22 protein-coding genes and 1 tRNA gene are annotated in these 23,361 nt (G+C 72.6%); 10 read left to right on the top strand and 13 right to left on the bottom strand.

Features of this window, described 5'->3' with window-relative positions; all coding sequences use genetic code 11:
- Nucleotides 1-153: 153 nt before the first annotated feature.
- Genes nhaA through CP968_RS15425 form a run of 3 tightly spaced genes read left to right on the top strand, consistent with a single transcriptional unit; the run spans nucleotide 154 to nucleotide 3,074 of the window.
- A complete protein-coding gene (gene nhaA, locus CP968_RS15415) occupies nucleotides 154-1,596 on the top strand; it encodes a Na+/H+ antiporter NhaA (RefSeq protein WP_150518564.1) in 1,443 nt (480 codons plus the stop codon).
- A gap of 54 nt (nucleotides 1,597-1,650) precedes the next feature.
- Nucleotides 1,651-2,118, top strand: a complete 468-nt coding sequence (locus CP968_RS15420) for a phage holin family protein (protein ID WP_150518565.1) — start codon at nucleotides 1,651-1,653, stop codon at nucleotides 2,116-2,118.
- Nucleotides 2,115-3,074: an alpha/beta fold hydrolase gene (locus tag CP968_RS15425; protein WP_150518566.1), complete on the top strand. Its 960-nt coding sequence runs from the start codon at nucleotides 2,115-2,117 to the stop codon at nucleotides 3,072-3,074. Before CP968_RS15420 ends, CP968_RS15425 begins: the two co-directional genes overlap by 4 nt.
- Before the next feature lie 334 nt (nucleotides 3,075-3,408).
- Here the strand turns inward: CP968_RS15425 and CP968_RS15430 are convergent, their stop codons facing one another.
- The 3 genes from CP968_RS15430 to nth are packed head-to-tail and all read right to left on the bottom strand — an operon-like array spanning nucleotide 3,409 to nucleotide 6,408.
- Nucleotides 3,409-4,611: a MarP family serine protease gene (locus tag CP968_RS15430; protein ID WP_150518567.1), complete on the bottom strand. Its 1,203-nt coding sequence runs from the start codon at nucleotides 4,609-4,611 to the stop codon at nucleotides 3,409-3,411.
- A gap of 13 nt (nucleotides 4,612-4,624) precedes the next feature.
- Nucleotides 4,625-5,479: an NUDIX hydrolase gene (locus CP968_RS15435; RefSeq protein ID WP_229886735.1), complete on the bottom strand. Its 855-nt coding sequence runs from the start codon at nucleotides 5,477-5,479 to the stop codon at nucleotides 4,625-4,627.
- 59 nt (nucleotides 5,480-5,538) lie between these two features.
- Nucleotides 5,539-6,408, bottom strand: coding sequence for an endonuclease III (gene nth / locus CP968_RS15440; RefSeq protein WP_150518568.1), 870 nt, complete (start codon nucleotides 6,406-6,408; stop codon nucleotides 5,539-5,541).
- 251 nt (nucleotides 6,409-6,659) lie between these two features.
- Between nth and CP968_RS15445 the strand changes: the two genes are divergently transcribed.
- The gene (locus CP968_RS15445) at nucleotides 6,660-7,334 is read left to right on the top strand and encodes a Crp/Fnr family transcriptional regulator (protein ID WP_003981529.1); all 675 of its coding nucleotides are present in this window, start codon (nucleotides 6,660-6,662) and stop codon (nucleotides 7,332-7,334) included.
- 516 nt (nucleotides 7,335-7,850) lie between these two features.
- Here the strand turns inward: CP968_RS15445 and CP968_RS15450 are convergent.
- The 5 genes from CP968_RS15450 to sp36 form a co-directional block, all read right to left on the bottom strand.
- The gene (locus CP968_RS15450) at nucleotides 7,851-8,153 is read right to left on the bottom strand and encodes a hypothetical protein (protein WP_167536807.1); all 303 of its coding nucleotides are present in this window, start codon (nucleotides 8,151-8,153) and stop codon (nucleotides 7,851-7,853) included.
- Nucleotides 8,150-8,995 carry an MBL fold metallo-hydrolase gene (locus CP968_RS15455; RefSeq protein WP_150518569.1) on the bottom strand — a complete coding sequence of 282 codons (846 nt, stop codon included), beginning with the start codon at nucleotides 8,993-8,995 and terminating at the stop codon, nucleotides 8,150-8,152. The genes CP968_RS15450 and CP968_RS15455 overlap by 4 nt, the downstream gene beginning before the upstream one ends.
- Nucleotides 8,992-9,894 (bottom strand): NUDIX hydrolase, encoded by a 903-nt coding sequence (locus CP968_RS15460; RefSeq protein WP_150518570.1) that lies wholly within the window; start codon nucleotides 9,892-9,894, stop codon nucleotides 8,992-8,994. Before CP968_RS15460 ends, CP968_RS15455 begins: the two co-directional genes overlap by 4 nt.
- Nucleotides 9,895-10,129: 235 nt before the next feature.
- The gene (locus CP968_RS15465) at nucleotides 10,130-10,606 is read right to left on the bottom strand and encodes a RidA family protein (RefSeq protein ID WP_150518571.1); all 477 of its coding nucleotides are present in this window, start codon (nucleotides 10,604-10,606) and stop codon (nucleotides 10,130-10,132) included.
- Nucleotides 10,603-10,764: a Sp36 family protein gene (gene sp36 / locus CP968_RS15470; protein WP_007264966.1), complete on the bottom strand. Its 162-nt coding sequence runs from the start codon at nucleotides 10,762-10,764 to the stop codon at nucleotides 10,603-10,605. Before sp36 ends, CP968_RS15465 begins: the two co-directional genes overlap by 4 nt.
- Before the next feature lie 187 nt (nucleotides 10,765-10,951).
- On the opposite strand from sp36, the gene bagA reads away from it, so the two are divergent.
- Together bagA and bagB are read left to right on the top strand one after the other, a co-directional pair.
- Nucleotides 10,952-11,935: an ATPase BagA gene (gene bagA, locus CP968_RS15475; RefSeq protein ID WP_150518572.1), complete on the top strand. Its 984-nt coding sequence runs from the start codon at nucleotides 10,952-10,954 to the stop codon at nucleotides 11,933-11,935.
- Nucleotides 11,932-13,290 (top strand): ATPase BagB, encoded by a 1,359-nt coding sequence (gene bagB / locus CP968_RS15480; RefSeq protein WP_150518573.1) that lies wholly within the window; start codon nucleotides 11,932-11,934, stop codon nucleotides 13,288-13,290. The genes bagA and bagB overlap by 4 nt, the downstream gene beginning before the upstream one ends.
- Before the next feature lie 29 nt (nucleotides 13,291-13,319).
- On the opposite strand, the gene CP968_RS15485 is transcribed toward bagB, so the two are convergent.
- Nucleotides 13,320-13,670, bottom strand: a complete 351-nt coding sequence (locus CP968_RS15485) for a WhiB family transcriptional regulator (protein WP_189828978.1) — start codon at nucleotides 13,668-13,670, stop codon at nucleotides 13,320-13,322.
- Between the two features lie 397 nt (nucleotides 13,671-14,067).
- Between CP968_RS15485 and CP968_RS15495 the strand changes: the two genes are divergently transcribed.
- The gene (locus CP968_RS15495; protein WP_150518574.1) at nucleotides 14,068-16,218 is read left to right on the top strand and encodes a transglycosylase domain-containing protein; all 2,151 of its coding nucleotides are present in this window, start codon (nucleotides 14,068-14,070) and stop codon (nucleotides 16,216-16,218) included.
- 106 nt (nucleotides 16,219-16,324) lie between these two features.
- On the opposite strand, the gene CP968_RS15500 is transcribed toward CP968_RS15495, so the two are convergent.
- Nucleotides 16,325-16,786 (bottom strand): GatB/YqeY domain-containing protein, encoded by a 462-nt coding sequence (locus tag CP968_RS15500; protein ID WP_150518575.1) that lies wholly within the window; start codon nucleotides 16,784-16,786, stop codon nucleotides 16,325-16,327.
- 67 nt (nucleotides 16,787-16,853) lie between these two features.
- Here CP968_RS15500 and CP968_RS15505 point away from each other — a divergent pair, with 67 nt between their 5' ends.
- The 3 genes from CP968_RS15505 (at nucleotide 16,854) to CP968_RS15515 (ending at nucleotide 19,944) form a co-directional block, all read left to right on the top strand.
- Entirely contained in the window at nucleotides 16,854-17,792 is a 939-nt protein-coding gene (locus tag CP968_RS15505; protein WP_150518576.1) for a metallophosphoesterase, read from the top strand.
- Nucleotides 17,793-18,159: 367 nt separating this feature from the next.
- A tRNA-Pro gene (locus CP968_RS15510) sits at nucleotides 18,160-18,233 on the top strand.
- A gap of 265 nt (nucleotides 18,234-18,498) precedes the next feature.
- The gene (locus tag CP968_RS15515; RefSeq protein WP_229886778.1) at nucleotides 18,499-19,944 is read left to right on the top strand and encodes a SulP family inorganic anion transporter; all 1,446 of its coding nucleotides are present in this window, start codon (nucleotides 18,499-18,501) and stop codon (nucleotides 19,942-19,944) included.
- A gap of 105 nt (nucleotides 19,945-20,049) precedes the next feature.
- Here CP968_RS15515 and CP968_RS15520 read toward each other — a convergent pair whose 3' ends face one another.
- The 3 genes from CP968_RS15520 to CP968_RS15530 form a co-directional block, all read right to left on the bottom strand.
- Nucleotides 20,050-21,573, bottom strand: coding sequence for a flotillin family protein (locus CP968_RS15520; RefSeq protein ID WP_150518578.1), 1,524 nt, complete (start codon nucleotides 21,571-21,573; stop codon nucleotides 20,050-20,052).
- A 62-nt stretch (nucleotides 21,574-21,635) separates the two neighbouring features.
- Complete coding sequence (locus tag CP968_RS15525) at nucleotides 21,636-22,145, bottom strand: hypothetical protein (RefSeq protein WP_150518579.1); 510 nt, start codon at nucleotides 22,143-22,145, stop codon at nucleotides 21,636-21,638.
- Between the two features lie 102 nt (nucleotides 22,146-22,247).
- Entirely contained in the window at nucleotides 22,248-23,309 is a 1,062-nt protein-coding gene (locus CP968_RS15530; protein ID WP_150518580.1) for a PucR family transcriptional regulator, read from the bottom strand.
- Nucleotides 23,310-23,361: the final 52 nt, after the last annotated feature.

The raw sequence follows: 23,361 nt of genomic DNA on the forward strand, positions 1-23,361 counted from the left end.
CGTTTAAGGTGAAGATCACCCGATACGACCGGCACCGCCCTGTACCGTTGGGGAAGCGTCACACGAGGACGCCGCAACAACTCAGGGTGCGCCGGGAAGTCTGGTCGGCAACTGCATTTGCCATGCCGTCGACCAACCGGAGGTGCCCCCGCCGTGGCCACGCCCACCCGTACGCCCGACCCCTCTCCCCCCCGCAAGCTCCTCGGCCGGCTCTCGCTCCCCGAGCGCCGATTCGTCGCCGACGCCCTGCGCACCGAGACGGTCGGCGGCGTGCTGCTGCTCCTGGCGGCCATCGCCGCCCTGGTGTGGGCGAACGTCCCCGCGATCTCGGGCGCCTACGACAGCGTCCGCTCCTTCCACATCGGCCCCGCCACCCTCGGCCTGGACCTCTCGCTCCAGCACTGGGCGGCCGACGGCCTGCTCGCCCTCTTCTTCTTCGTCGCCGGCATCGAGCTCAAGCGCGAGCTCGTCGCGGGCGACCTGCGCGACCCCAAGGCCGCCGCCCTCCCCGTGATCGCCGCGCTGTGCGGCATGGCGGTGCCCGCGCTGGTCTACCTGCTCGTCAACGTCCTCGGCGGCGGCTCCACGGGCGGCTGGGCCGTCCCGACCGCCACCGACATCGCCTTCGCCCTGGCCGTCCTGGCCGTCATCGGCACCTCGCTGCCGTCCGCCCTGCGCGCCTTCCTGCTGACCCTGGCGGTCGTCGACGACCTCTTCGCCATCCTGATCATCGCCGTGTTCTTCACCAGCGAGATCGACTTCCTGGCGCTGGGCGGCGCGGTCGTGGGCCTGGCCCTCTTCTGGTTCCTGCTCCGCCGGGACGTGCGCGGCTGGTACGTCTACGTTCCGCTCGCCCTGGCCATCTGGGGCCTGATGTACAACAGCGGCGTCCACTCCACCATCGCCGGCGTCGCCATGGGCCTGATGCTGCGCTGCACCCGCCGCGACGGCGAGGAGCACTCCCCCGGCGAGCACATCGAGCACCTGGTCCGGCCGATCTCGGCCGGGCTGGCCGTCCCCCTCTTCGCCCTCTTCTCCGCCGGCGTCTCCCTCTCCGGCCACGCGGTGGCCCAGGTCTTCACCCGGCCCGAGACCCTGGGCGTGGTCCTCGGCCTGGTCGTCGGCAAGGCGGTGGGCATCTTCGGCGGGACCTGGCTGGCCGCCCGCTTCACCCGGGCCGAGCTGAACGAGGACCTGGCCTGGCCCGACGTGTTCGCCGTGGCCTCGCTCGCCGGCATCGGCTTCACCGTCTCCCTCCTCATCGGCGAACTCGCCTTCGCCGACGACCCGGCCCTGATGGACGAGGTGAAGGCGGCCGTGCTGATCGGCTCCCTGATCGCCGCCGTCCTCGCCTGCGTGCTGCTCAAGCTCCGCAACCGCACGTACCGCGACCTCACCGAGGCCGAGGACCGCGACGAGGACCTCGACGGCATTCCGGACATCTACGAGCAGGACAAGCCCGAGTACCACCTGCGGATGGCCGCGATCCACGAGGCGAAGGCGGCGGAGCACCGCCGCCGCGCCGAGGCCGCGACCCGCGCCGCCGACGCCCGGACGGCAGCCGGGTCCAGCGCCGGAGCCGACGGTCCGGCATGATCTGACTGACGGCGCAGGACAGGCGCCGGCCGCGGACGACAGAGGGAGAGAGCGATGACCGCAGTGGACCAAGGGGCGCCGGGGGCGCAAGGGGCCGAGCGCACGCTCGGCCAGCTGGTCGCCTCGGCCACCGCCGAGATGTCCGCCCTGGTGCACGACGAGATCGCCCTCGCCAAGGCGGAGCTGCGCCAGGACGTCAAGCGCGCGGGCATCGGCGGCGCGGCCATCACCGTCGCGGGGGTGCTCGCGCTCTTCTCGCTGCCGGTGCTGAGCTTCGCCGCGGCGTACGGGATCCACAACCTCGGGCTCGGGCTGGCCTGGTCGTTCCTGATCGTCGGCGCGGCGTTCCTGCTGCTCGCGGGCCTGCTCGCGCTGATCGCCGTGTCGAAGTTCAAGAAGGTCAAGCCGCCGGAGAAGTCCATCGCCTCCGTCAAGCAGACCGCGGCGGTCGTCGGCACCGTCAAGCCGCACCCGCGACCGGTCAGTGACCAGGCTGTGGGTGTGGCACGCTCGTCCTCATGACAGCGCCCACACCGGACCCCGGCACCCCGCCCACCGCGGCCACGGCGGTACGGCTCGACCTCCCCGGCGGGCGGTCGGTGACGCACCGGGACGTGGCCGCCAACGGCGCCCGCTTCCACGTCGCCGAAGTCGGCGAGGGCCCGCTGGTGCTGCTGCTGCACGGCTTCCCGCAGTTCTGGTGGACCTGGCGCCACCAGCTGACCGCGCTGGCCGACGCCGGCTACCGGGCCGTCGCGATGGACCTGCGCGGGGTGGGCGGCAGCGACCGCACCCCGCGCGGCTACGACCCCGCGAACCTCGCCCTCGACATCACCGGGGTCGTACGCTCCCTCGGCGAGCCCGACGCCGCCCTCGTCGGCCACGACCTGGGCGGGTACCTGGCCTGGACGGCCGCGGTGATGCGGCCCAAGCTGGTGCGCCGGCTCGTGGTGTCGTCCATGCCGCACCCGCGCCGCTGGCGCTCGGCGATGCTGTCGGACTTCGGTCAGACCCGGGCCAGTTCGCACATCTGGGGCTTCCAACGGCCCTTCGTCCCGGAGCGGCAGCTCGTCGCCGACGACGGGGCGCTCGTGGGCGAACTGATCCGCGACTGGTCGGGGCCGGTGCCCCCGCAGGACGCGGACCTCGACGTGTACCGGCGGGCGATGTGCATCCCGTCCACCGCCCACTGCTCGATCGAGCCGTACCGCTGGATGATGCGGTCGATGGCGCGGCCCGACGGGCTCCAGTTCAACCGGCGGATGAAGCGGCCGGTGCGCGTCCCGACGCTGCACCTGCACGGCTCGCTCGACCCGGTGATGCGCACGCGCAGCGCGGCCGGCTCCGGGGAGTACGTCGAAGCCCCGTACCGGTGGCGGCTGTTCGACGGGCTGGGGCACTTCCCGCACGAGGAGGACCCGGTGGCCTTCTCCACCGAGCTGGTGAACTGGCTGGGCGACCCCGAGCCGGACCGCTGAGCGGCCCCGGTCCCCGCGCCGCGGCCGCGTGACGGGGCAACGACCCCACCGTTGCGCTTATATGACAAACATTCAATTGCCTGGCGCATAGGCCAATTGGCCGGCCCGGACGGGATTACCGACCTTGGGGCCCGGGCACAGCTCGAAGTATGGGCTGGACGCACGACTACGGTGACACCGCACACGAACGCCGCCCGGCAGTCACGCCGGGCACCCACCAGAGGGCGGGCCGGCACGGCCACGACCTCCGGCTCGGTATTCCGCGCATCCTGCGCCGCCGCGCCCGGTGGGTGTCGGCGCGCCTCCGCCACCCGCGGACGTAGGCGCACCGGCCTCAGAGGGCGCAGCCCTGGCTGTCGACCCGGGTCTGGGCCGTCGTGCCGATCCGGATGTCGTCGCGGATCTCGTCGGCCGTCAGCGCGTACCCGGTGTTCGGGTCGTCGAGGGACTTCGCGAAGACCACGCCGTACACCCGGCCGTCGGGGGTGAGCAGCGGGCCGCCCGAGTTCCCCTGCCGGACCGTCGCGAACAGCGAGTAGACATCGCGCTGGACGGTGCCGCGGTGGTAGATGTCCGGGCCGTTGGCGTTGATCCGGCCGCGGACGCGCGCGGCCCGGACGTCGTAGCCGCCGTTCTCGGGGAAGCCGGCGACGATCGCGTCGTTGCCGCTCACCGCGTCCTTGTCGACGAACTCCAGCGGCGGTGCCTTCAGCTTGGGCACGTCCAGGACGGCGATGTCGCGCGCCCAGTCGTAGAGCACGACCTTGCCGTCGTACAGCCGGCCCTCGCCGCCGATCTGCACGGTGGGCTCGGACACGCCGCCGACGACGTGCGCGTTGGTCATCACCTTGCCCGGCGCGAAGACGAAGCCGGTGCCCTCCAGCACCTTGCTGCAGCTCGGCGCGGTGCCGACGACCTTCACGATGGAACGCTTCGCCTGGTCGGCGACGGGGCTGCTGGCGAGGTCGGGATCGGGGGCCTGCACCTCGGTGATGGGCTCGTTGGAGAACGGGCTGAACACCTGCGGGAAGCCGTTGCGCGCGAGGGTGGAGCCGAAGTCCGTGAACCAGATGTTCGCCCGGTCCGGCAGCACCCGGGACACGCCCAGCAGCACGTTGGAGTTGCGGACCTCCTTGCCCACCGTGGGCAGCGAGGTGACGGCGACCCACGAGCCGATCAGCCAGGCCACCAGCAGCATCGCCACCACGTTGACCAGCGCGCCGCCGGTCGCGTCGAGCGCGCGCGCCGGCGACCAGGTGATGTGGCGCCTGAGCCGGCTGCCGAGGTGGGTGGTCAGGGCCTGGCCGACGGAGGCGCAGACGATGATCGCGACGACGACGATGACCACGACGGTGCTGGACACCCGGGTGCCGCTGTCGGTCACCCGGTCCCAGACCAGCGGGAGCAGGGACACGGCGACGAGGCCACCGCCCAGGAAGCCGATCACCGACATGACGCCGACGACGAACCCCTGGCGGTAGCCCACGATCGCGAACCACACGGCGGCGACCAGCAACAGGATGTCCAGCACGTTCACGTGGGTCACCGTCTCATGCGCGCCAGTCGAGCGGGACCTGGCGCGAGCGGTCCCAAGGGCGTTCCCAGCCCGCGAAGTGCAGGATCCGGTCGATCACTCCGGCCGTGAAACCCCAGACCAGAGCCGATTCCACGGTGAACGCCGGGCCTTGGTGGCCGCTCGGGTGCACGACGGTGACCCGGTGCGCGGGGTGCGTGAGATCCGCCACGGGAACCGTGAACACCCGTGCGGTCTCGGCCGGGTCCACCACGCCGATCGGGCTCGGGGCGCGCCACCAGCCGAGCACCGGGGTCACCACGAACTCGCTGACGGGGATGTAGAGGCGGGGCAGCACGCCGAACAGCTGGACCCCGGCCGGGTCGAGGCCGGTCTCCTCCTCGGCCTCCCGCAGCGCGGCGCGCAGCGGGCCCGTGGTCTGCGGGTCGCCGTCCTCGGGGTCGAGGGCGCCGCCGGGGAACGAGGGCTGGCCGGGGTGGGAGCGCAGGCTTCCCGCGCGTTCCATCAGCAGCAGCTCGGGGCCGCGGGCGCCCTCGCCGAAGAGGATGAGCACGGCGGACTGTCGGCCGCGGCCGTCCTCGGGCGGCAGGAACCGGCTCAGCTGGGTCGGGCGGACCGTCCGCGCGGCGTCGACGACGGGGTCGAGCCAGTCGGGCAGTCCGCGGGTGCTCACCTCGGTGCTGCCGCGGCGGACGGGGCCGGCGGGCGGCCGGGCGGCGGCGGGTGCCCCGCCGGTCGGCCCGGCGGACGGGCCGGCGGCGCTCCCACCGGTGTCGGCGGTGGTGGTACCGGCGACCGCGTCGGCGGCGGTCGTACCCGCGACCGCGTCGGTGTCGGCGGCGGCCGGGCGGTTCTGCGTAGCCCCAGTCATAGGCACCCCTGTCCGTGTTCTCCCGCACCGCCGAACGCGGTCCGGGTACCGATTCGTTCCTACGGCTGCGGCGCCGCCTGCGCGCCCAGTGGCGGGGCCGGGAGGCCCGGGTAGTCCGGGGGCGGGCTCAGGCGCTGGCCCGGCTGGCCGCCCTTCTCGTACTTGAGGAGCTTCTTCGCCTTCTCGGGGTCGGTCTCCCCCTCCCCGTACGCCGGGCACAGCGGGGCGATCGGGCAGGCGCCGCAGGCCGGCTTGCGGGAGTGGCAGATCCGGCGGCCGTGGAAGACGACCCGGTGCGAGAGCATCGTCCACTCGCTCTTGGGGAAGATCGCGCAGACCTCCGCCTCGACCTTCTCCGGGTCCTCCTGCTCCGTCCACTTCCAGCGGCGGACCAGCCGGCCGAAGTGGGTGTCCACCGTGATCCCGGGGACGCCGAAGGCGTTGCCGAGCACCACGTTGGCCGTCTTGCGGCCGACCCCGGGCAGTTTCACCAGGTCCTCGATGCGGCCCGGCACCTCCCCGCCGAAGTCGTCGCGCAGGGCCTGCGAGAGCCCGAGCAGCGAGCGCGACTTCGCCCGGAAGAACCCGGTCGGCCGGATCAGCTCCTCCAAGGCCTCCGGTGATGCCGCGGCCATGTCCTCGGGGGTGGGGTAGGCGGCGAACAGGGCCGGGGTCGTCTGGTTCACCCGCAGGTCGGTGGTCTGCGCCGAGAGCACCGTCGCGACGAGGAGCTCGAAGGGATTGCGGAAGTCGAGTTCCGGATGGGCGTACGGATAGATTTCGGCCAGCTCCCGGTTGATGCGCCGGGCCCTGCGCACCATGGCCAGGTGCGATTCGGGCTTGGGCACCCTCGGTTTCTTGGCCGAACCTTTGCCCTCGGGGGCGGATCGGGCCCGCCCGGACGCCTTCCCTGGGGCTTGTTCGCCCACGGCTGAATTCGAGGCCGCCGTCACTCCCGCGGACCCCTTGGCCTGTGCTCTCACCGGCTTGTTGGACACCCGGCCAGCCTAAGGCCGGCCGCCGACACCCGCCCGGACCTCAAGTAACACCACCCCGATTGGTCTCTCGCCGCACAGCACACCCGTGCGTCCGGCATCCTTGTGATTGATCGCACTGTTTGAGCCGTCCGGCAAAATGGGGAGCACGGTCCCCTGAGCTGGTCGACATAGGAGAGAGACTCGTGGACGACGTTCTGCGGCGCGCCCCGCTCTTCGCGGCGCTCGATGACGAGCAGGCCGCGGAGCTCCGCGCCTCCATGGGCGAGGTGACCCTCGCACGCGGTGACGCCCTCTTCCACGAGGGCGACCCCGGCGACCGGCTGTACGTGGTGACCGAGGGCAAGGTGAAGCTGCACCGCACCTCCCCCGACGGCCGCGAGAACATGCTGGCCGTCCTGGGCCCCGGCGAGCTGATCGGAGAGCTGTCGCTCTTCGACCCGGGCCCGCGCACCGCCACCGCCACCGCCCTGACCGAGGTCAAGCTGCTCGGCCTCGGCCACGGCGACCTCCAGCCCTGGCTCAACGCCCGGCCCGAGGTGGCGACCGCGCTGCTGCGCGCCGTCGCCCGGCGCCTGCGCAAGACCAACGACCAGATGTCCGACCTGGTCTTCTCCGACGTTCCCGGCCGCGTGGCCCGGGCGCTCCTCGACCTGTCGCGCCGCTTCGGCGTGCAGTCCGAGGAGGGCATCCACGTGGTGCACGACCTCACGCAGGAGGAGCTCGCGCAGCTCGTCGGCGCGTCCCGCGAGACCGTGAACAAGGCCTTGGCCGACTTCGCGGGCCGCGGCTGGCTGCGCCTGGAGGCGCGCGCCGTGATCCTGCTGGACGTGGAGCGCCTCGCGAAGCGTTCGCGCTGACCGCTGCGGCCCTGGCCGCGAAGCCGCCGTGAAGGGGTCCCGTCCGTACACCGGACGGGGCCCCTTCCGCATGCCCGGGTGCGGCGGGCGGGCCGTCGGACGCCGCACACGGCCCTGACGCACCCGACGTGGTCGGAGCGGCCCGGGGGGCCGGAGGCGCTACGAGGGGCTCCTGTGGCCCGCCAAGGGCCTCAAGGGGTGCGAACGGGACCGCGGCGAGGGGCGAGGTGCCGCACCGGCTGCGGAGTCGGCATCGAGGCCGCTGCCGGTGTCCACGGTGATGTCGACTCCGACGTCGGCTTCGACGCCGACCTCCGACGTCGGCCAGGCCTGGACGTGGCCGGGCCGGGCCCAGGCCGTCTCTTTCGGATCTTGTCGGCCGAGCCCGCGGCGTCTGGTGCCGTGCCTGGGCGTGCTGCCGGGGCGCTCGCGTACTGGACGTACGTGGTCGCCCCGGCAGTGCGGCCAGGCACGGTGCCAGGCGTCGCGGGCCCGGCACGATCCGAAAGAGACGGCCTAGGCGTGGCCGGACATGGACTCCACCGCCGCCTTCGCCTCCACCAGGTCCGCGCCCGTGGCGGCGCGGTACGCCTTGACGGCCTCGACCGTGCGGCCGTCCCGCAGCAGCGCCCGTACGCCGTCCATCCCGGCCGGCTCCGGTTCGACGACGCCCAGGTGGTCCAGGATCAGGCCCAGGCGGCGGTCCATCCGGTCCACCCGCCGTTCCAGCCGCTGCACCCGCAGCAGCACCGCCGAGGTGGCCCAGCCTGCCGCGCCGATCAGCAGAAGCAGCACGAGCAACAGGAACACGATGTTCATTCGGGCCTCCCGGGGATCAGACCATGATCGCGCAAGTATTCCAGCTGCGCCCGCACGGACCATTCCGCCGCCGGCCACAACGACCGGTCCACATCCGCGTACACCTGGGCGACGACCGCCTCGGCCGTGGTGAAACCGTTCTCCACCGCGGTCTCCACCTGCGCCAGCCGGTGGGCGCGGTGGGCGAGGTAGTACTCGAAGGCCCCCTGGGCGTCCTCCAGCACCGGCCCGTGCCCCGGCAGGACGGTGTGCACCCCGTCGTCGACCGCGAGCGAGCGCAGCCGGCGCAGCGAGTCCAGGTAGTCGCCGAGCCGGCCGTCGGGGTGCGCGACGACCGTCGTGCCGCGCCCCAGGACGGTGTCGCCGGTCAGCACGGCCCGGTCGGCCGGCAGGTGGAAGCAGAGGGAGTCGCTGGTGTGGCCGGGGGTCGGGACGACCCGCAGCTCCAGCCCGCCGGTACGGACCACGTCCCCGGCGGCCAGCCCCTCGTCCCCCAGGCGCAGGGCCGGGTCGAGGGCGCGCACCTTGGTCCCGGTCAGCTCGGCGAAGCGGCCGGCGCCCTCGGCGTGGTCCGGGTGGCCGTGGGTGAGGAGGGTGAGGGCGACCCGCTTGCCCGCCCGCTCGGCGGCGGCGACGACCGCGCGCAGGTGGGCGTCGTCCAGCGGGCCGGGGTCGATGACGACCGCCAGGTCGGAGCCGGGCTCGGACACCAGCCAGGTGTTGGTGCCGTCCAGGGTCATCGGGGAGGCGTTGGGGGCGAGGACGTTGACGGCCCGTGCGGTGGCGGGGCCCGAGGTGACCACGCCGCGGGGCTGTCCGGGCAGTACGCCGGCGCCGGTCATGCGGGGCCTCCCGGGCCGACGCGCCGGGTGAACTCCTCGTGGCCCGGCCAGCTGAGCACCAGTTGGCCGTCCTCCTCCAGCACGGCCCGGGCCAGGACCGGCGCGAGGTCCTGCCGCACGGCCGCGGCGAGCGCGTCGGCGGCGCTCGCGTACGGCTCCAGGGAGCGCAGTGTGGAGATCGTCGGCGGCATCATCAGCAGCTCGCCCCCGTCGTACCCGGCGGCCGCCTCGGCCGGGCGGATCCACACGGTCCGGTCGGCCTCGGTGGAGGCGTTGCGGGTGCGCTGGCCCTCGGGGAGGGCCGCGACGAAGAACCAGGTGTCGTAGCGGCGCGGCTCGAACTCCGGGGTGATCCAGCGCGCCCACGCCCCCAGCAGGTCGGAGCGCAGCAACAGGCCCCGCCGGTCGAGGAACCGCGCGAAGGACAGCTCCCGCGCGACGAGGGCCTGCCGGTCGGCCTCCCAGTCCCCGCCGGTGGTGTCGCCGACCACGGTGTCCGGGCTCTCCCCGGCGAGCAGGACGCCCGCCTCCTCGAAGGTCTCGCGCACCGCCCCGCACACGATCGCCTGGGCCACGGCCGGATCGGTCCCGAGCCGGGTCGCCCACTCCTCGCGGGAGGGTCCCGCCCAGCCGATCCGGTGCTCCTCGTCGCGGGGGTCGACCCCGCCGCCGGGGTAGGCGTACGCGCCACCGGCGAAGGCCATGGAGGCGCGTCTGCGGAGCATGTGCACGGCGGGGCCGGCGGGGGTGTCGCGCAGCAGCATCACGGTGGCGGCGCGCCTCGGGTCCACCGGGGTGAGCGAGCCGTCCGCGAGCGCGCGGATGCGGTCGGGCCACTCCGGCGGGTACCACTGGCCTCCGGCGGGGGGCTGTTGCTGACCGTACTGACCATTCGGCATGGCGGGATGCTACGGCCATCCGGCCCGATGTTCGAGTGGCCCCCGCCCCCGCGGCGGGCCCGCCACCGCACCGGCCGCGCCCCCGCGGGCCCGGCCCCGCGCACCCGTCACGCGCGCGGCGGACGAAGATCGCGCCGACGCCCGCCCCGCGGGACGACGGACGGGCCGGGCCCCGCGCGGTGCGCGCGGGGCCCGGCCCGTCCGGGGTGCGGTGCCACCAGGGTCCGAAGGCCCGTCAGGCCTGGGCGACCTCGACCTCGACCTGGAGCTCGACCTCGACCGGGGCGTCGAGCGGCAGGACCGCCACGCCGACCGCGCTGCGGGCGTGCACGCCCTTCTCGCCGAGGACCTCGCCCAGCAGCTCGCTGGCGCCGTTCAGCACGCCCGGCTGACCGGTGAAGTCCGGGGCCGAGGCGACGAAGCCGACGACCTTCACGACGCGCACGATCGCGTCGAGGTCACCGATGACGGACTTGACGGCGGCCAGGGCGTTCAGCGCGCAGGTGGCGGCGAGCTCCTTGGCCTGCTCCGCCGAGACCTCGGCGCCGACCTTGCCGGTGACCGGCAGGCTGCCCTTGACCATCGGGAGCTGGCCCGCGGTGTAGACGTAGGCGCCCGAGCGGACGGCCGGCTGGTAGGCGGCGAGCGGCGGGACGACCTCGGGGAGGGTCAGGCCGAGCTCGGCGAGCCGCGCCTCGACGACGCCGCTCATGCCTTCTCCCGCTTGAGGTAGGCCACGAGCTGCTCGGGGTTGTTCGGCCCGGGCACGACCTGGACGAGCTCCCAGCCGTCCTCGCCCCAGGTGTCCAGGATCTGCTTGGTGGCGTGGACCAGCAGCGGGACGGTCGCGTATTCGAACTTCTTGGTCATGGAGCGAGGGTAGTGCCTGCGCAGGGGCGCCCACGCGCGGCCCGGGAGCCGGACGTGACACCGCCCCCGCGGCCGACCGCGCCCGTACCGCCGCCCGGCCCGGAGTAACGGAGCTCACCCCGCGAACACCCCGGCGCGGCCACCCGGCCCCTCCGCACCCGGCGCGGAGGAATTAGGCTCGGGCGCTGTGAGCAGGCTCCAGGTGGTCAGCGGCAAGGGCGGCACCGGCAAGACCACGGTCGCCGCCGCACTCGCGCTCGCCCTCGCGCGCGAGGGCGGGCGGACTCTACTCGTGGAGGTCGAGGGCAGGCAGGGTCTCGCACAGCTCTTCGGCGCCGAGGCGCTCCCCTACGAGGAGCGCAGGATCGCGGTCGCTCCGGGCGGGGGCGGCGAGGTCTACGCGCTCGCCATCGACGCCGAGCGGGCGCTGCTGGACTACCTCCAGATGTTCTACAAGCTCGGCTCGGCCGGCCGCGCCCTCAAGAAGCTCGGCGCGATCGACTTCGCCACGACCATCGCGCCCGGACTGCGGGACGTCCTGCTCACCGGCAAGGCGTGCGAGGCGGTGCGGCGCAGGGACAAGACCGGCCGGTTCGTCTACGACCACGTGATCATGGACGCGCCGCCGACCGGACGGATCACCCGCTTCCTCAACGTCAACGACGAGGTCGCGGGCCTGGCCCGGTTCGGCCCGATCCACAACCAGGCGCAGGCCGTCATGAAGGTGCTCAAGTCCCCCGAGACGGCCGTGCACCTGGTCACCCTGCTGGAGGAGATGCCGGTCCAGGAGACCGCGGACGGCATCGCCGAGCTCCGGCGGGCCGGGCTGCCGGTGGGCCGGATCGTCGTCAACATGGTCCGCCCCCACCACCTCGACGTGGACACCCTGCGCACCGCGGCCGGCGACCACCGCGCCGAGGTGGCCAGGGCGCTGTCCCGGGCCGGGCTCGGTGCGGCCCGCCGCGGCGGCCCGGCCGAACGGCTGGTGGACCCGCTGCTGGCGGAGGCGGCCGAGCACGCGGGCCGGGTGGAGCTGGAGCGCGAGCAGCGCGCCGTACTGGACGGGCTGGGCCTGCCCACGTACGAACTGCCGCTGCTGGGCGCGGGGATGGACCTGGCGGGGCTGTACGGGCTCGCCAAGGAACTGCGGAAGCAGACGGTCGCCGAATGAACGAGGGGGTGGACACCGTGGGTCTGGACTCTCCGCCGCTGCTGGCGGTCGACCGGATGCTGGACGACCCGCAGACGCGGATCATCGTGTGCTGCGGGGCGGGCGGGGTCGGCAAGACGACCACGGCCGCGGCGCTGGGCGTACGGGCGGCCGGGCGCGGGCGCAAGGCGGTGGTGCTGACCATCGACCCGGCGCGGCGACTCGCCCAGTCCATGGGCATCGACTCGCTGGACAACACTCCGCGCAGGGTGGAGTCCGTGGGCGCCGACGGCGGCGAACTGCACGCCATGATGCTGGACATGAAGCGGACCTTCGACGAGATCGTCGAGGCGCACGCGGACGCGGAGCGGGCCCGGGCCATCCTCGCGAACCCCTTCTACCAGTCCCTGTCGGCCGGTTTCGCCGGTACGCAGGAGTACATGGCGATGGAGAAGCTGGGCCAGCTGCGCTCCCGCGACGACTGGGACCTCATCATCGTGGACACGCCGCCGAGCCGGTCGGCGCTGGACTTCCTCGACGCGCCCAAGCGGCTCGGTTCCTTCCTGGACGGGAAGTTCATCCGGGTGCTGATGGCTCCGGCGAAGGTCGGCGGCCGGGCCGGCATGAAGTTCCTCAATGTCGGCATGTCGATGATGACGGGCACGCTGAGCAAGCTCATGGGCGCCTCGCTGCTCAAGGACGTCCAGACCTTCGTCGCCGCGATGGACACCATGTTCGGCGGCTTCCGCACCCGCGCCGACGCCACCTTCCGGCTGCTCCAGGCCCCCGGTACGGCCTTCCTCGTGGTCGCGGCCCCCGAGCCGGACGCCCTGCGCGAAGCCGCGTACTTCGTGGACCGGCTGGCCGCGGAGCACATGCCGCTGGCCGGGCTGGTGCTGAACCGGGTGCACGGCAGCGGCGCCGACCAGCTGTCCGCCGAGCGGGCGACGGCCGCCGCAGAGAATCTTGAAGAAGGGGGCATTGTCGATCAGGAGTCCGGGAAAGCTGGACTTCGTGACACGGCCGCGGCGGCCGCGCACACACCCGCGGGAACTCCCGAGACCGGCTCCCCCAGCGCCGAAAGCGATACCGCGGAGAACGACCCGGAGAACGACCCGGAGGACGGCCCGGAGACCGACCGGAACACCAGCGACCTCAGCGACACCGTCGACACCATCACGGCAGGACTGCTGCGCCTGCACGCCGAAAGGATGCAGGTGATCGCGCGGGAGCAACGCACACGCGACCGCTTCACCTCACTGCACCCCGAAGTGGCGGTGGCCGAAGTGGCGGCCCTGCCCGGCGACGTGCACGACCTCGCCGGACTGCGGGCCATCGGAGAGCGACTCGCGGCCGGGGTACCGGCCGGAGCGTAGGCGTTCGTACGACGTGGCGCCCGGCCGGTCTACCCGGCGGCCGCGTACGTCTCGTACGGAACGTCCAACTCCGCGTCTGCATCCATGGTGAGGATGCCCGTACTGCGCTCGTATTCCGTGCGCGCGGTTTCGAGCAGCCGTCGCCACGAGGTGACGGTGGGACGTCGGCGCAGCAGTGCGCGTCGTTCCCGCTCGGTCATTCCGCCCCACACGCCGAACTCGACACGGTTGTCGAGCGCGTCGGCCAAGCACTCGGTCCGCACCGGACATCCGGTGCACACCGCCTTGGCCCTGTTCTGTGCCGCTCCTTGAACAAACAGTTCATCCGGATCGGTAGTGCGGCAGGCTGCCTGCGCACTCCAGTCGGTAACCCAGCCCATCCCGGCGCCGTCCTCTCCCGAATCGAGGCTCCCCCACGGCGGCAGCGGCATATTCACCGCTGCCAGTTGAGGACGTTACGGAAGGCGGGCACGGCGCAACACCCCCGTCGGGCCCAATCTTGAATGGTCCGAACGGACTATGGGTAAGCGGCAGATCACCCGACGGAGTGATCCGGCGACATGCCCGACCCTTCCGGCGATTCGGGTGAAATCGGGGAAGCGCTGGTGGGACCCGTATGGCACAGCAGGCGAGATTCGGACATGTGTCCACCCCATTCGGGAAGGGTGAAAATCAAGCCGCGGGGTTGATGTGGCACCGCTCTGCTGTGACAGTTGGGGCCAGCTTAGGCCAAGGCATTCGCGCGTGTCCGGCGAATGAGAACGTAGGCTGCCCTCCATGGGAAAGAAGCGCTCGGGCGGCGGGCTCTCGGGGAGCCAGCAAGCCGTCAAGTTCCTCGGGGTGTCCGTTCTCTCCGGAGTTGTGCTGGCCGGCATGGCGATTCCTGCCGCAGGCGCCCTGGGGCTGGCGGCCAAGGGCACGGTCGAGGGATTCGACGAGATCCCGGCCAATCTCAAGACCCCGCCACTGAGCCAGCGCACCACGATCCTGGACTCCGAAGGTGGCCTGATCGCCACCGTCTATTCACGCGACCGCCAGGTGGTGCCGCTCACCGCGGTCTCCCCGTACATGCAGAAGGCGATCGTCGCGATCGAGGACTCGCGTTTCTACGAGCACGGAGCGGTCGACCTCAAGGGCATCCTGCGCGCGGTCAACCGCAACGCGCAGGAGGGCGGCGCGGCGCAGGGCGCCTCCACCCTCACGCAGCAGTACGTGAAGAACGTCTTCGTCGAAGAGGCGGGTGACGACGAGACCAAGGTGCGCGAGGCCCAGGAGAAGAGCCTCGGGCGCAAGATCCGCGAGCTGAAGTACTCGATCCAGGTCGAGGAGGAGCTCGGGAAGAAGAAGATCCTGGAGAACTACCTCAACATCACGTACTTCGGGCAGCAGGCGTACGGCATCGAATCCGCGGCCCAGCGCTACTTCAGCAAGCCGGCCAAGGACCTCACCCTCGACGAGGCCGCGCTGCTGGCGGGCGTCGTGCAGTCGCCGAGCCGGTACGACCCGGCGAACGACGCGCAGGAGGCGATGAAGCGCCGCAACGTCGTCCTTCAGCGGATGGCCGACATCAAGGACGTCTCGCAGGCGGAGGCGGACGCGGCGAAGGCCAAGCCCGTCACGCTGAAGGTGACCAAGCCGAAGAACGGCTGCATCACCGCGGTCAAGGGCGCCGGCTTCTTCTGCGACTACGTGCGCAACTCCTTCCTGACCGACTCGGTCTTCGGCAAGACGCGCGAGGAGCGGGCCAAGGTCTGGAACCAGGGCGGCCTGACCGTGCGCACCACCCTGGACCCGCAGTCGCAGGACGCGGCCAACGAGTCGATCAAGGACCACGTCTACCAGGAGGACTCGATCGCGACGGCGGTGACCATGGTCCAGCCGGGCACCGGTCGCGTGCTGGCGATGGGCCAGTCCAAGCCGTACGGCTTCGGGAAGAACGAGACGCAGATCAACTACTCCGTGGACAAGCGGATGGGCGGATCGAACTTCGGCTTCCAGGTCGGCTCGACCTTCAAGCCCTTCATCGCGGCGGCCGCGCTGGAGCGGGGCCTGCCGCCGACGAAGGTCTACGCGGCGCCGAACAAGCTCGACTACCCGAGCCCGATCCCGCGCTGCGACGGCACCCAGTACGTCAACACCCAGAAGGAAGAGGCGGAGAACGAGACCGAGGACGAGATCGGCCCCTATGCGCTGAAGACGGCCATGGAGAAGTCGATCAACACCTACTTCGTCGAGATGATCGGCGAGATCGGCCTCTGCCCCGTCTCCCAGATGACGCAGAAGCTCGGCGTGGTCCCGGCGAGCGGCGCGAAGCTCAAGGACGGCCCGGCCATCGCGCTCGGCGCCGAGGAGATGTCCCCGCTGACGATGGCCAACGCGTACGCGGCCTTCGCCAACCGCGGCATCTACTGCACCCCCGTCGCCATCGAGTCGATCACGGACTCGCACGGCAAGGCCCTCGCGGTGCCGAAGTCCAAGTGCGACCGGGCGATGTCCCAGACCACCGCCGACACCATCAACACCCTGCTGCGCGGCGTGGTGGACTCCGGTACCGGTGAGCGGGCCGGCCTGACCGAGCGCGACAGCGCGGGCAAGACCGGTACCACCGACTCCCGTTACAACGCCTGGTTCGTCGGCTACACCCCGAACATCTCGGGCGCGGTGTGGGTCGGCTCCGGCGGCAACAAGAAGATCACGATGGAGGACATCGTGATCGGCGGCCGGTCCTACGACAAGGTCTTCGGCGGCGGCCTGCCGGGCCCCATCTGGAAGGACGCGGTCTCGGGCGCGCTGTCCGGACGCGAGTCCCCGTCGTTCACCACGGTCGGCATCCCGGAGCCCAACGTCCCGTCCGGCGGCTCGCGCGGCGGCACCAAGCCGCCGACGCCCAACACGGGCAAGCCGGGCAAGCCCGGCGGGGGCGAGTAGCCCCGCGACGCGCCACGGCGCCACGGGTGACGGGTGAGGGCCCGGCCGCATGCGGCCGGGCCCTCACCCGTCACCCGTGGCGCCGGCCGGGAGGGCCGGCTGCCTGCTAGGCCAGCTGCTGCTTGACGACGGCGGCGACGCGGCCGCCCTCCGCCAGCCCGGCGACCTTCGGGTTCACGATCTTCATCACGGCGCCCATGGCCCGCGGTCCCTCGGCACCGGCCGCCCGGGCCTCCTCGACGGCCTGCGCCACGATCGCGACGAGCTCGTCGTCGGTGAGCTGCTTGGGCAGGTAGGTGTCGAGGAACTCGCCCTCGGCCGTCTCCCGGGCGGCCTGCTCGGGCCGGCCGCCCTGGGCGAAGGCCTCCGCGGCCTCGCGGCGCTTCTTCGCCTCCTTGGCGATCACCTTGAGGACCTCGTCGTCGGAGAGGACGCGCGCTTCCTTGCCCGCGACCTCCTCCTTGGTGATGGCGGAGAGGGTCAGGCGCAGCGTGGACGAGTGCAGCTCGTCGCGCGCCCTGATGGCGGTCGTGAGGTCTTCCTGGAGCTTGGCCTTGAGCGTGGTCATGCAATGAGTCTGCCAGGTACGGGGGCGCTGGCGCCCGCGCCTTTTCCCGGTCTGCGACGATGGGGCCATGCGTGCGCGTTACGGAGTACCCCTGAAGGCGGCTGCCGGAATCGCGGCGGTGGGGGCCGCCGGTCTGGCCTATGCCGCCGGTTTCGAGGCGCGGTCCTTCCGCCTGCGCCGGGTCACGGTGCCGGTCCTGCCCGCGGGGATGCGCCCGCTGCGCGTCCTGCAGGTGTCGGACGTCCACATGGTCGGCGGCCAGCGCAAGAAGCGCGCCTGGCTGCAGTCCCTCGCGGGCCTGCGCCCCGACTTCGTCGTGAACACCGGCGACAACCTGTCGGACACCGAAGGCGTACCGGAGCTGCTCGACGCCCTGGGACCGCTGATGGAGTTCCCCGGCGTCTACGTCTTCGGGTCGAACGACTACTACGGGCCGCGGCCGCGCAACCCCGGGCGCTACCTGATCGAGAAGACGCAGGGCCGGCACGGGCTGAACGGCAACAAGCCGGTCGTCGGCGCCGTCCACAACCCGTGGGAGGGCATGCGGGACGCCTTCGACGCGGCGGGCTGGCTGAACCTCACCAACACCCGCGCCCGGCTGAAGCTGGACGGGCTGGAGCTGGCCTTCACCGGGCTGGACGACCCGCACATCAAGCGGGACCGCTACGAGCGGGTGGCGGGCGGCCCGGAGACCGGCGCCGACTTCTCGATGGCGGTCGTGCACGCCCCGTACCTGCGGGTCCTGGAGTCCTTCACCGCCGACGGGTACCCGTTGATCCTGGCCGGCCACACGCACGGCGGGCAGCTGTGCATCCCCTTCTACGGGGCGCTGGTGACCAACTGCGACCTGGACACGAAGCGGGTGAAGGGCCTCTCCACGTACGAGACGGAGGGCCGGCGGGCGTTCCTGCACGTCTCGGCGGGCTGCGGCACCAACCGCTACACCCCGGTCCGCTTCGCCTGCCCGCCGGAGGCGACCCTCCTGACGCTGACCCCGAAGACCTGACCGGGCACGGCACCCCGAAGCCCGCGCAACCGACGCCGGAGCCGGCGCCGGCGGTGGGCAGCTCGGACCCGGCCCCCGCCCGGCCTCGGCGGCCGGCCGGGTGGCCGCGGCCGTCTTCCGGCCCTGATCGCGGCCGCGGAGGCGGCCGGGGTGGCCCGGTACGGCTGCGGGCGCGTCGTGGTGGACGCGGCCGTCCTGGGCGCACTCTTCTACGCCCCGGGCCCCGCCCCGGTGGCCGCGGACCGCTTCCGCCGCAGACCCCCGCTCGCTCCGGGGCCCCCGCCGAAAACCGGATTTCGTCTCCGGCCGCGGGTCCGCTAAAGTAATCGATGTCGCCAGGACAGCACACACTGCCCAGGGTGACGCTCGGGGTGTAGCGCAGCTTGGCAGCGCGCTTCGTTCGGGACGAAGAGGTCGTGGGTTCAAATCCCGCCACCCCGACTTCGTAAGACCAGGTCAAGGGCTTGATCCGCATCGCGGGTCAGGCCCTTCCTGCGTCTCCGGAGATCGTTTGGGAGAAATCTGGGAGAAGGTCTTGATCGGCTTCTCCCAGGAACCCGGTCGGCCTCCGTCTTCGCGTCTTCTCCGCGCGCCCGCCTGCCGGTTGGGGTGTGCCCGAGCCTGAGGTCCGTGCCGTTTGTCTTCCTCCCCTGTCTCCAGCCCCGCGCGCCCGCGCGGCCTTCGCCGTCCGGCGCGGCCCGCCTGGATGTCACCGAAGGTGTTCCGCACCGAGGTGCTCGGCGGTCTGGTGGTCGCACTCGCGCTGATCCCCGAGGCGATCTCCTTCTCGGTCATCGCAGGAGTCGACCCGGCGATCGGCCTCTTCTCTTCCTTCACCATGGCCGTGGTGATCTCGGTCGTCGGCGGGCGCCCGGCGATGATCTCCGCCGCCACGGGAGCCGTCGCGCTCGTGATCGCTCCGCTCAACCGGGAGCACGGCTTGGGCTACCTGATCGCTGCCGTGATCCTCGGCGGTGTCTTCCAGATCGTGCTCGGGGTGCTCGGGGTGGCGAAGCTGATCCGGTTCATACCGCGCTCGGTGATGGTCGGCTTCGTCAACTCCCTCGCCATCCTCGTCTTCATGGCCCAGGTCCCGGAGATGCGGGACGTGCCGTGGGCCGTCTACCCGCTGCTCGCCGGGGGGCTCGCGCTGATGGTGTTCTTCCCCAAGGTCACCAAGGCGGTCCCGGCCCCACTGGTGTCCATCGTCATCCTCACCAGCGTCACCGTGGCCGCGGGGATCGCGGTGCCGACCGTCGGGGACAAGGGCGCCCTGCCGTCCTCGCTGCCCGTGCCCGGTCTGCCGGACGTGCCGTTCACCCTGGACACCCTGACGCTCATAGCTCCGTACGCCCTGGCCATGGCCGTGGTCGGGCTGATGGAGTCGCTGATGACGGCGAAGCTCGTCGACGAGATCACCGACACCCGGTCGAGCAAGACCCGCGAGTCCGTGGGCCAGGGCGTCGCGAACATCGTCACCGGGTTCTTCGGCGGCATGGGCGGCTGCGCCATGATCGGCCAGACAATGATCAATGTGAAGGTCTCGGGCGCCCGGACCCGGCTGTCGACCTTCCTCGCGGGCGCGTTCCTTGTGGTGCTGTGCATCGTCTTCGGGCCCGTCGTCTCCCGGATCCCGATGGCGGCCCTCGTCGCCGTCATGGTCATGGTCTGCTTCGCGACCTTCGACTGGCACTCGGTCGCACCGAAGACGCTGCGGCGCATGCCGGCCGGCGAGATCGGCGTCATGGTGCTGACCGTGGCCTGTGTGGTCGCCACCCACAACCTCGCCGTCGGCGTCGTCGCCGGGTCGGTCACCGCGATGGTCATCTTCGCCAAGCGCGTCGCACACCTGGCGAGCGTCACCTCCGTGACCGACCCCGAGGGAGGCACGGTGGTCTACTCGGTCACCGGCGAACTGTTCTTCGCGTCGTCCAACGACCTCGTCGGGCAGTTCGACTACGCCGGAGACCCGGAGACGATCGTCATCGACCTGTCGTCCGCACACATCTGGGATGCCTCCTCCGTCGCGGCCCTCGACGCCATCGAGGAGAAGTACCGCCAGCGCGGCAAGAGCGTCGAGATCATCGGCCTCAACGAGCACAGCGCCCGCCTGCACGGAACCCTCAGCGGCGAGCTGTCAGCAGGCCACTGACGGAGTCCGATCGCCAAAGCCCTGCCGGAGCGGTGAGCGCGGCCCTCACTTGAGCGGGAGGCCCGCTGCTAGGCAGCGGGCCTCAGGGGTGGTGTCACCAGGCGGTCAGCCGGTGATCTCGATCTTCCCGTTCAGGGCGGGCGTCTCCGGGGCGTCGGAGGCCTTCGGGGCGGTGAGGCCCTTCAGGAGCTGGGCCAGGTCGACGCCGGTGGTGGAGCTCAGGAGCTCCATGCCCTGGGTGACGTTGTCGGTGACCGTGCGGGTGAGCTGGCCCGCGCCGTCGGTGGAGATGACCGTCATCCTGTCGACGGCCGCCAGGGGTTCGGCCGCCTTGGCCACCACCTCGGGGAGGGCATCGACCATCATCTGGACCATCGCCGCTTCGCCGTAGCTCTCGAAGGCGCCCGCCTTCTTCTGCATCGCCTCGGCCTCCGCCGCGCCCTTGGCCGCGATGGCCGCCGCCTCCGCGTCGCCCTCCAGGCGGACCGCCTCCGCGATGGCCGCGCGCCGGGCGCGTTCGGCCTCGCCGCGCTTGGCGCCCTCGACGGCCTCGGCCTCGGCCAGGGCGGAGCGGCGCTGCTTCTCTCCCTCACCGGTCAGGCGGGCCCGTTCGGCCTCGCCTTGGGCGGCGGCGATGGCGGCCAGCCGTTCGGCCTCGGCCTGCTTGACCCGGGCCACGCGCAGGGCCTCGGCCTCCTGCTCGGCCTGGTAGCGGCGGGCGTCGGCGGGCTTGCGGACCTGGGTGTCGAGCTGCCGGTCGGTCAGCGCGGCCTGGCGCTCGGCGACCTTCTCCTGTTCGGCCAGGATCTGCTGCTGGCGGTCGGCGTCGGCGAGGGGGCCGGCCGCGTTGGCCTGCGCGGTGGCCGCGTCCGTCTCGGCCTTGATCTCGGCCTGGCGCAGGTACAGGGTGCGCTGGGCCACCGCGATCTCCTCCTCGGCCCGCAGCCGCGCCTGCTCGGCGGCCTGCCGGGAGTTGGCCTCGGCGATGTCGGCCTCCTGCCTGGCCCGGGCGGCCTCGGGCCGGCCGAGGTCTTCGAGGTAGGAGCCCTCCGTGGTGATGTCCTGGATCTGGAAGGCGTCCAGGACGAGGCCCTGCCCGGACAGGCTGGCCTCGGCCTCCTCCGCGACCTGGCCGGCGAACGCGGCGCGGTCGCGGATGATGTCCTCCACCGACATCCGGCCGACGATGGCGCGCAGGGCGCCGGAGAGCACCTCCTGGGTGAATCCGACGATGCCGTCCTGCTGCTGCAGGAAGCGCTGGGCCGCGGCGCGGATGGCGTCCTCGGTGCCGCCGACCTTGACGATCGCGACGCCCTCCAGGTTGGCCTTGATGCCGCGCAGGGTGACGGCGCCGCGGACCGCGATCGGGATGTGGCGGCTGGACAGGTCGAGGGTGTAGCGCTGCTGCACGAAGGGGACGACGAAGACCCCGCCGCCCACGACGACCTTCTGGCCGCTGTTGTCGGTCACGACCTGGCCGGTGTGCGGGTCGGTGGACTCCTTGCCGCGCCGGCCGGTGATGATGAACGCCTCGCTCGGGCCCGCGACCTTGTAGCGCGTGACCACCACCAGGGCGAGCAGGACGAGGAGCACGAGCACTCCGACGACCGCGGTGACGACTGGACTCATGGGTGTTCCCCTCCTGCCCCCGAAGCGGCAGATCGTTGGTGTCCGGGCCGGTGCGGGGCCCGTCAGCGCTCGACGGCGCGGACGACGACCGAGGTCGGCGAGGGAGTGCGCTCCACCCACACCTCGGCGCCCCGGGCCAGCGGGCCGTCGGCCAGCGCCGCGTACTTGACGGTCTGGCCGGCCAGCCGGAGCAGGACCTCGCCGTACCCGCCGGCGGGGATCGGCGTGACCACCGTGCCGGCGGAGCCGAGCAGTTCCTCCCCGCGCGGTGCGGCCCCGCCGCGGTCCGCCATCAGGGCCCGGCCGACCCGCCAGGCCGCCCAGGCGGCCGCGGACCCCGCCACCGCGCCCGCGGTGGCCGCCGCCCCCGGCCCGAGTCCCGTGGACCCGAGCACGATCGCCCCCGTGAAACCGAGCATCGAGACGAAGCCCGCGACCACCGGAAGCGACAGCCACCCGTCGAGCAGTCCGCCGAGCGCACCGTCGAAGACGCCCTCCAGCAGACCGTCCAGGGCGAGCGAGAGGGCCAGCAGGGCGGTTCCCCCGATGCCGAGACCCAGAAACAAGCCCATGAGCCCCTCCCCCGCTGTGCTCCCGCTCCCGCCGGACAACGGCATCGTGTCAGCGCGGGTCCCGCACGCACATTGCCGTCCGTCGGCAATCTTTACGGTCCTTTAACGCGCGGCCCGCGGCCAGTCCAGCAGCCGTGCCCCGATGGCCGCCGTCTGCAGCGTGTAGCGGTGCTGCGGATCGGCCGGGTCCGCGCCGGTCAGAAGCTGGATGCGGCGCAGCCGGTAGGTCAGCGCGCGCACGCTGAGCGAGAGCCGGCGGGCCGCCTCGGTGGCCACGCAGCCGCTGTCGAAGTAGGCGTGCAGGGTGTCGAGCAGCGGCCGCGCGCCGCCGCGGGCCTGGCGGAGCGGGCCGAGCACGGTCTCCACCAGGTCCTCCATGGCTTCCCGGTCCCGGGCCAGGACGGGGTAGACCAGCAGGTCGGCGGCGTGCAGCAGCGGCCCCTCCAGCTCCATCCGGTCGGCGAGGCCGAGGGCGTTGAGGGCTTCCTCGTAGCTGTGGACGACGCCGCCCGCGCCGGGGTGCGCGCGCCCTATCGCCACCCGTCCCCCGCCGGTCGCCGCGTAGGCCCGCTTCGCGAAGAAGGCCAGGATGTCGGGCTGGTCGCCGGGGGCCACGCACACCAGCCGGCCCTCCTTGGTGGTCAGCAGGATGTTCCGCTCCCCGAAGCGGGCCAGGACGGCGGACTCGATGCCGCGGGCCACGGGGAAGCCGTCCCCGTACGGCTCCGGGCCCTCGGCCACCGCCACCGCGTGGGCCCGGGAGAGCAGCAGGCCGAAGCGGGCCGCCCGTTCCGCGAGCCGGCCCAGGTCGCTGCGCCCGTACAGCAGGTCGTCGACGAACTCGCGGCGCGCGGCCTCCTCGCGGCGCACGACGTCGCGCTGGGCCCGCTCGTAGCCCTCGGCGAACGCGTCCACCGCCTGTTCCACGGCCTCCAGGAGGTGCCGCGCCGTGCCGGCGGGCAGGCCGGGCTGGATCTCGCGGGCGGTCGCCAGGTGCGCGCGCACCAGGGTCCGCAGCCCGTGGCCGGCCTCGGCCGCCCGTTCCCCCTCGGCGCGGCGGGCGTCGCGCTCGTCGCGCGTGAGGTGGCGGCCCGTGGCGCACGCGGCCCGGAGGATCTCGGCGTACTGCGCCAGGTGCTCCCCGCCGGTGCCCCGCTCGTCCATGGCCGTCCTCCCCCGGTCGCGCGGGGTGCCGCCCGCGCCCCGTCGACGCGCC

Source organism: Streptomyces subrutilus (assembly GCF_008704535.1).
GTDB classification, from domain to species: domain Bacteria; phylum Actinomycetota; class Actinomycetes; order Streptomycetales; family Streptomycetaceae; genus Streptomyces; species Streptomyces subrutilus.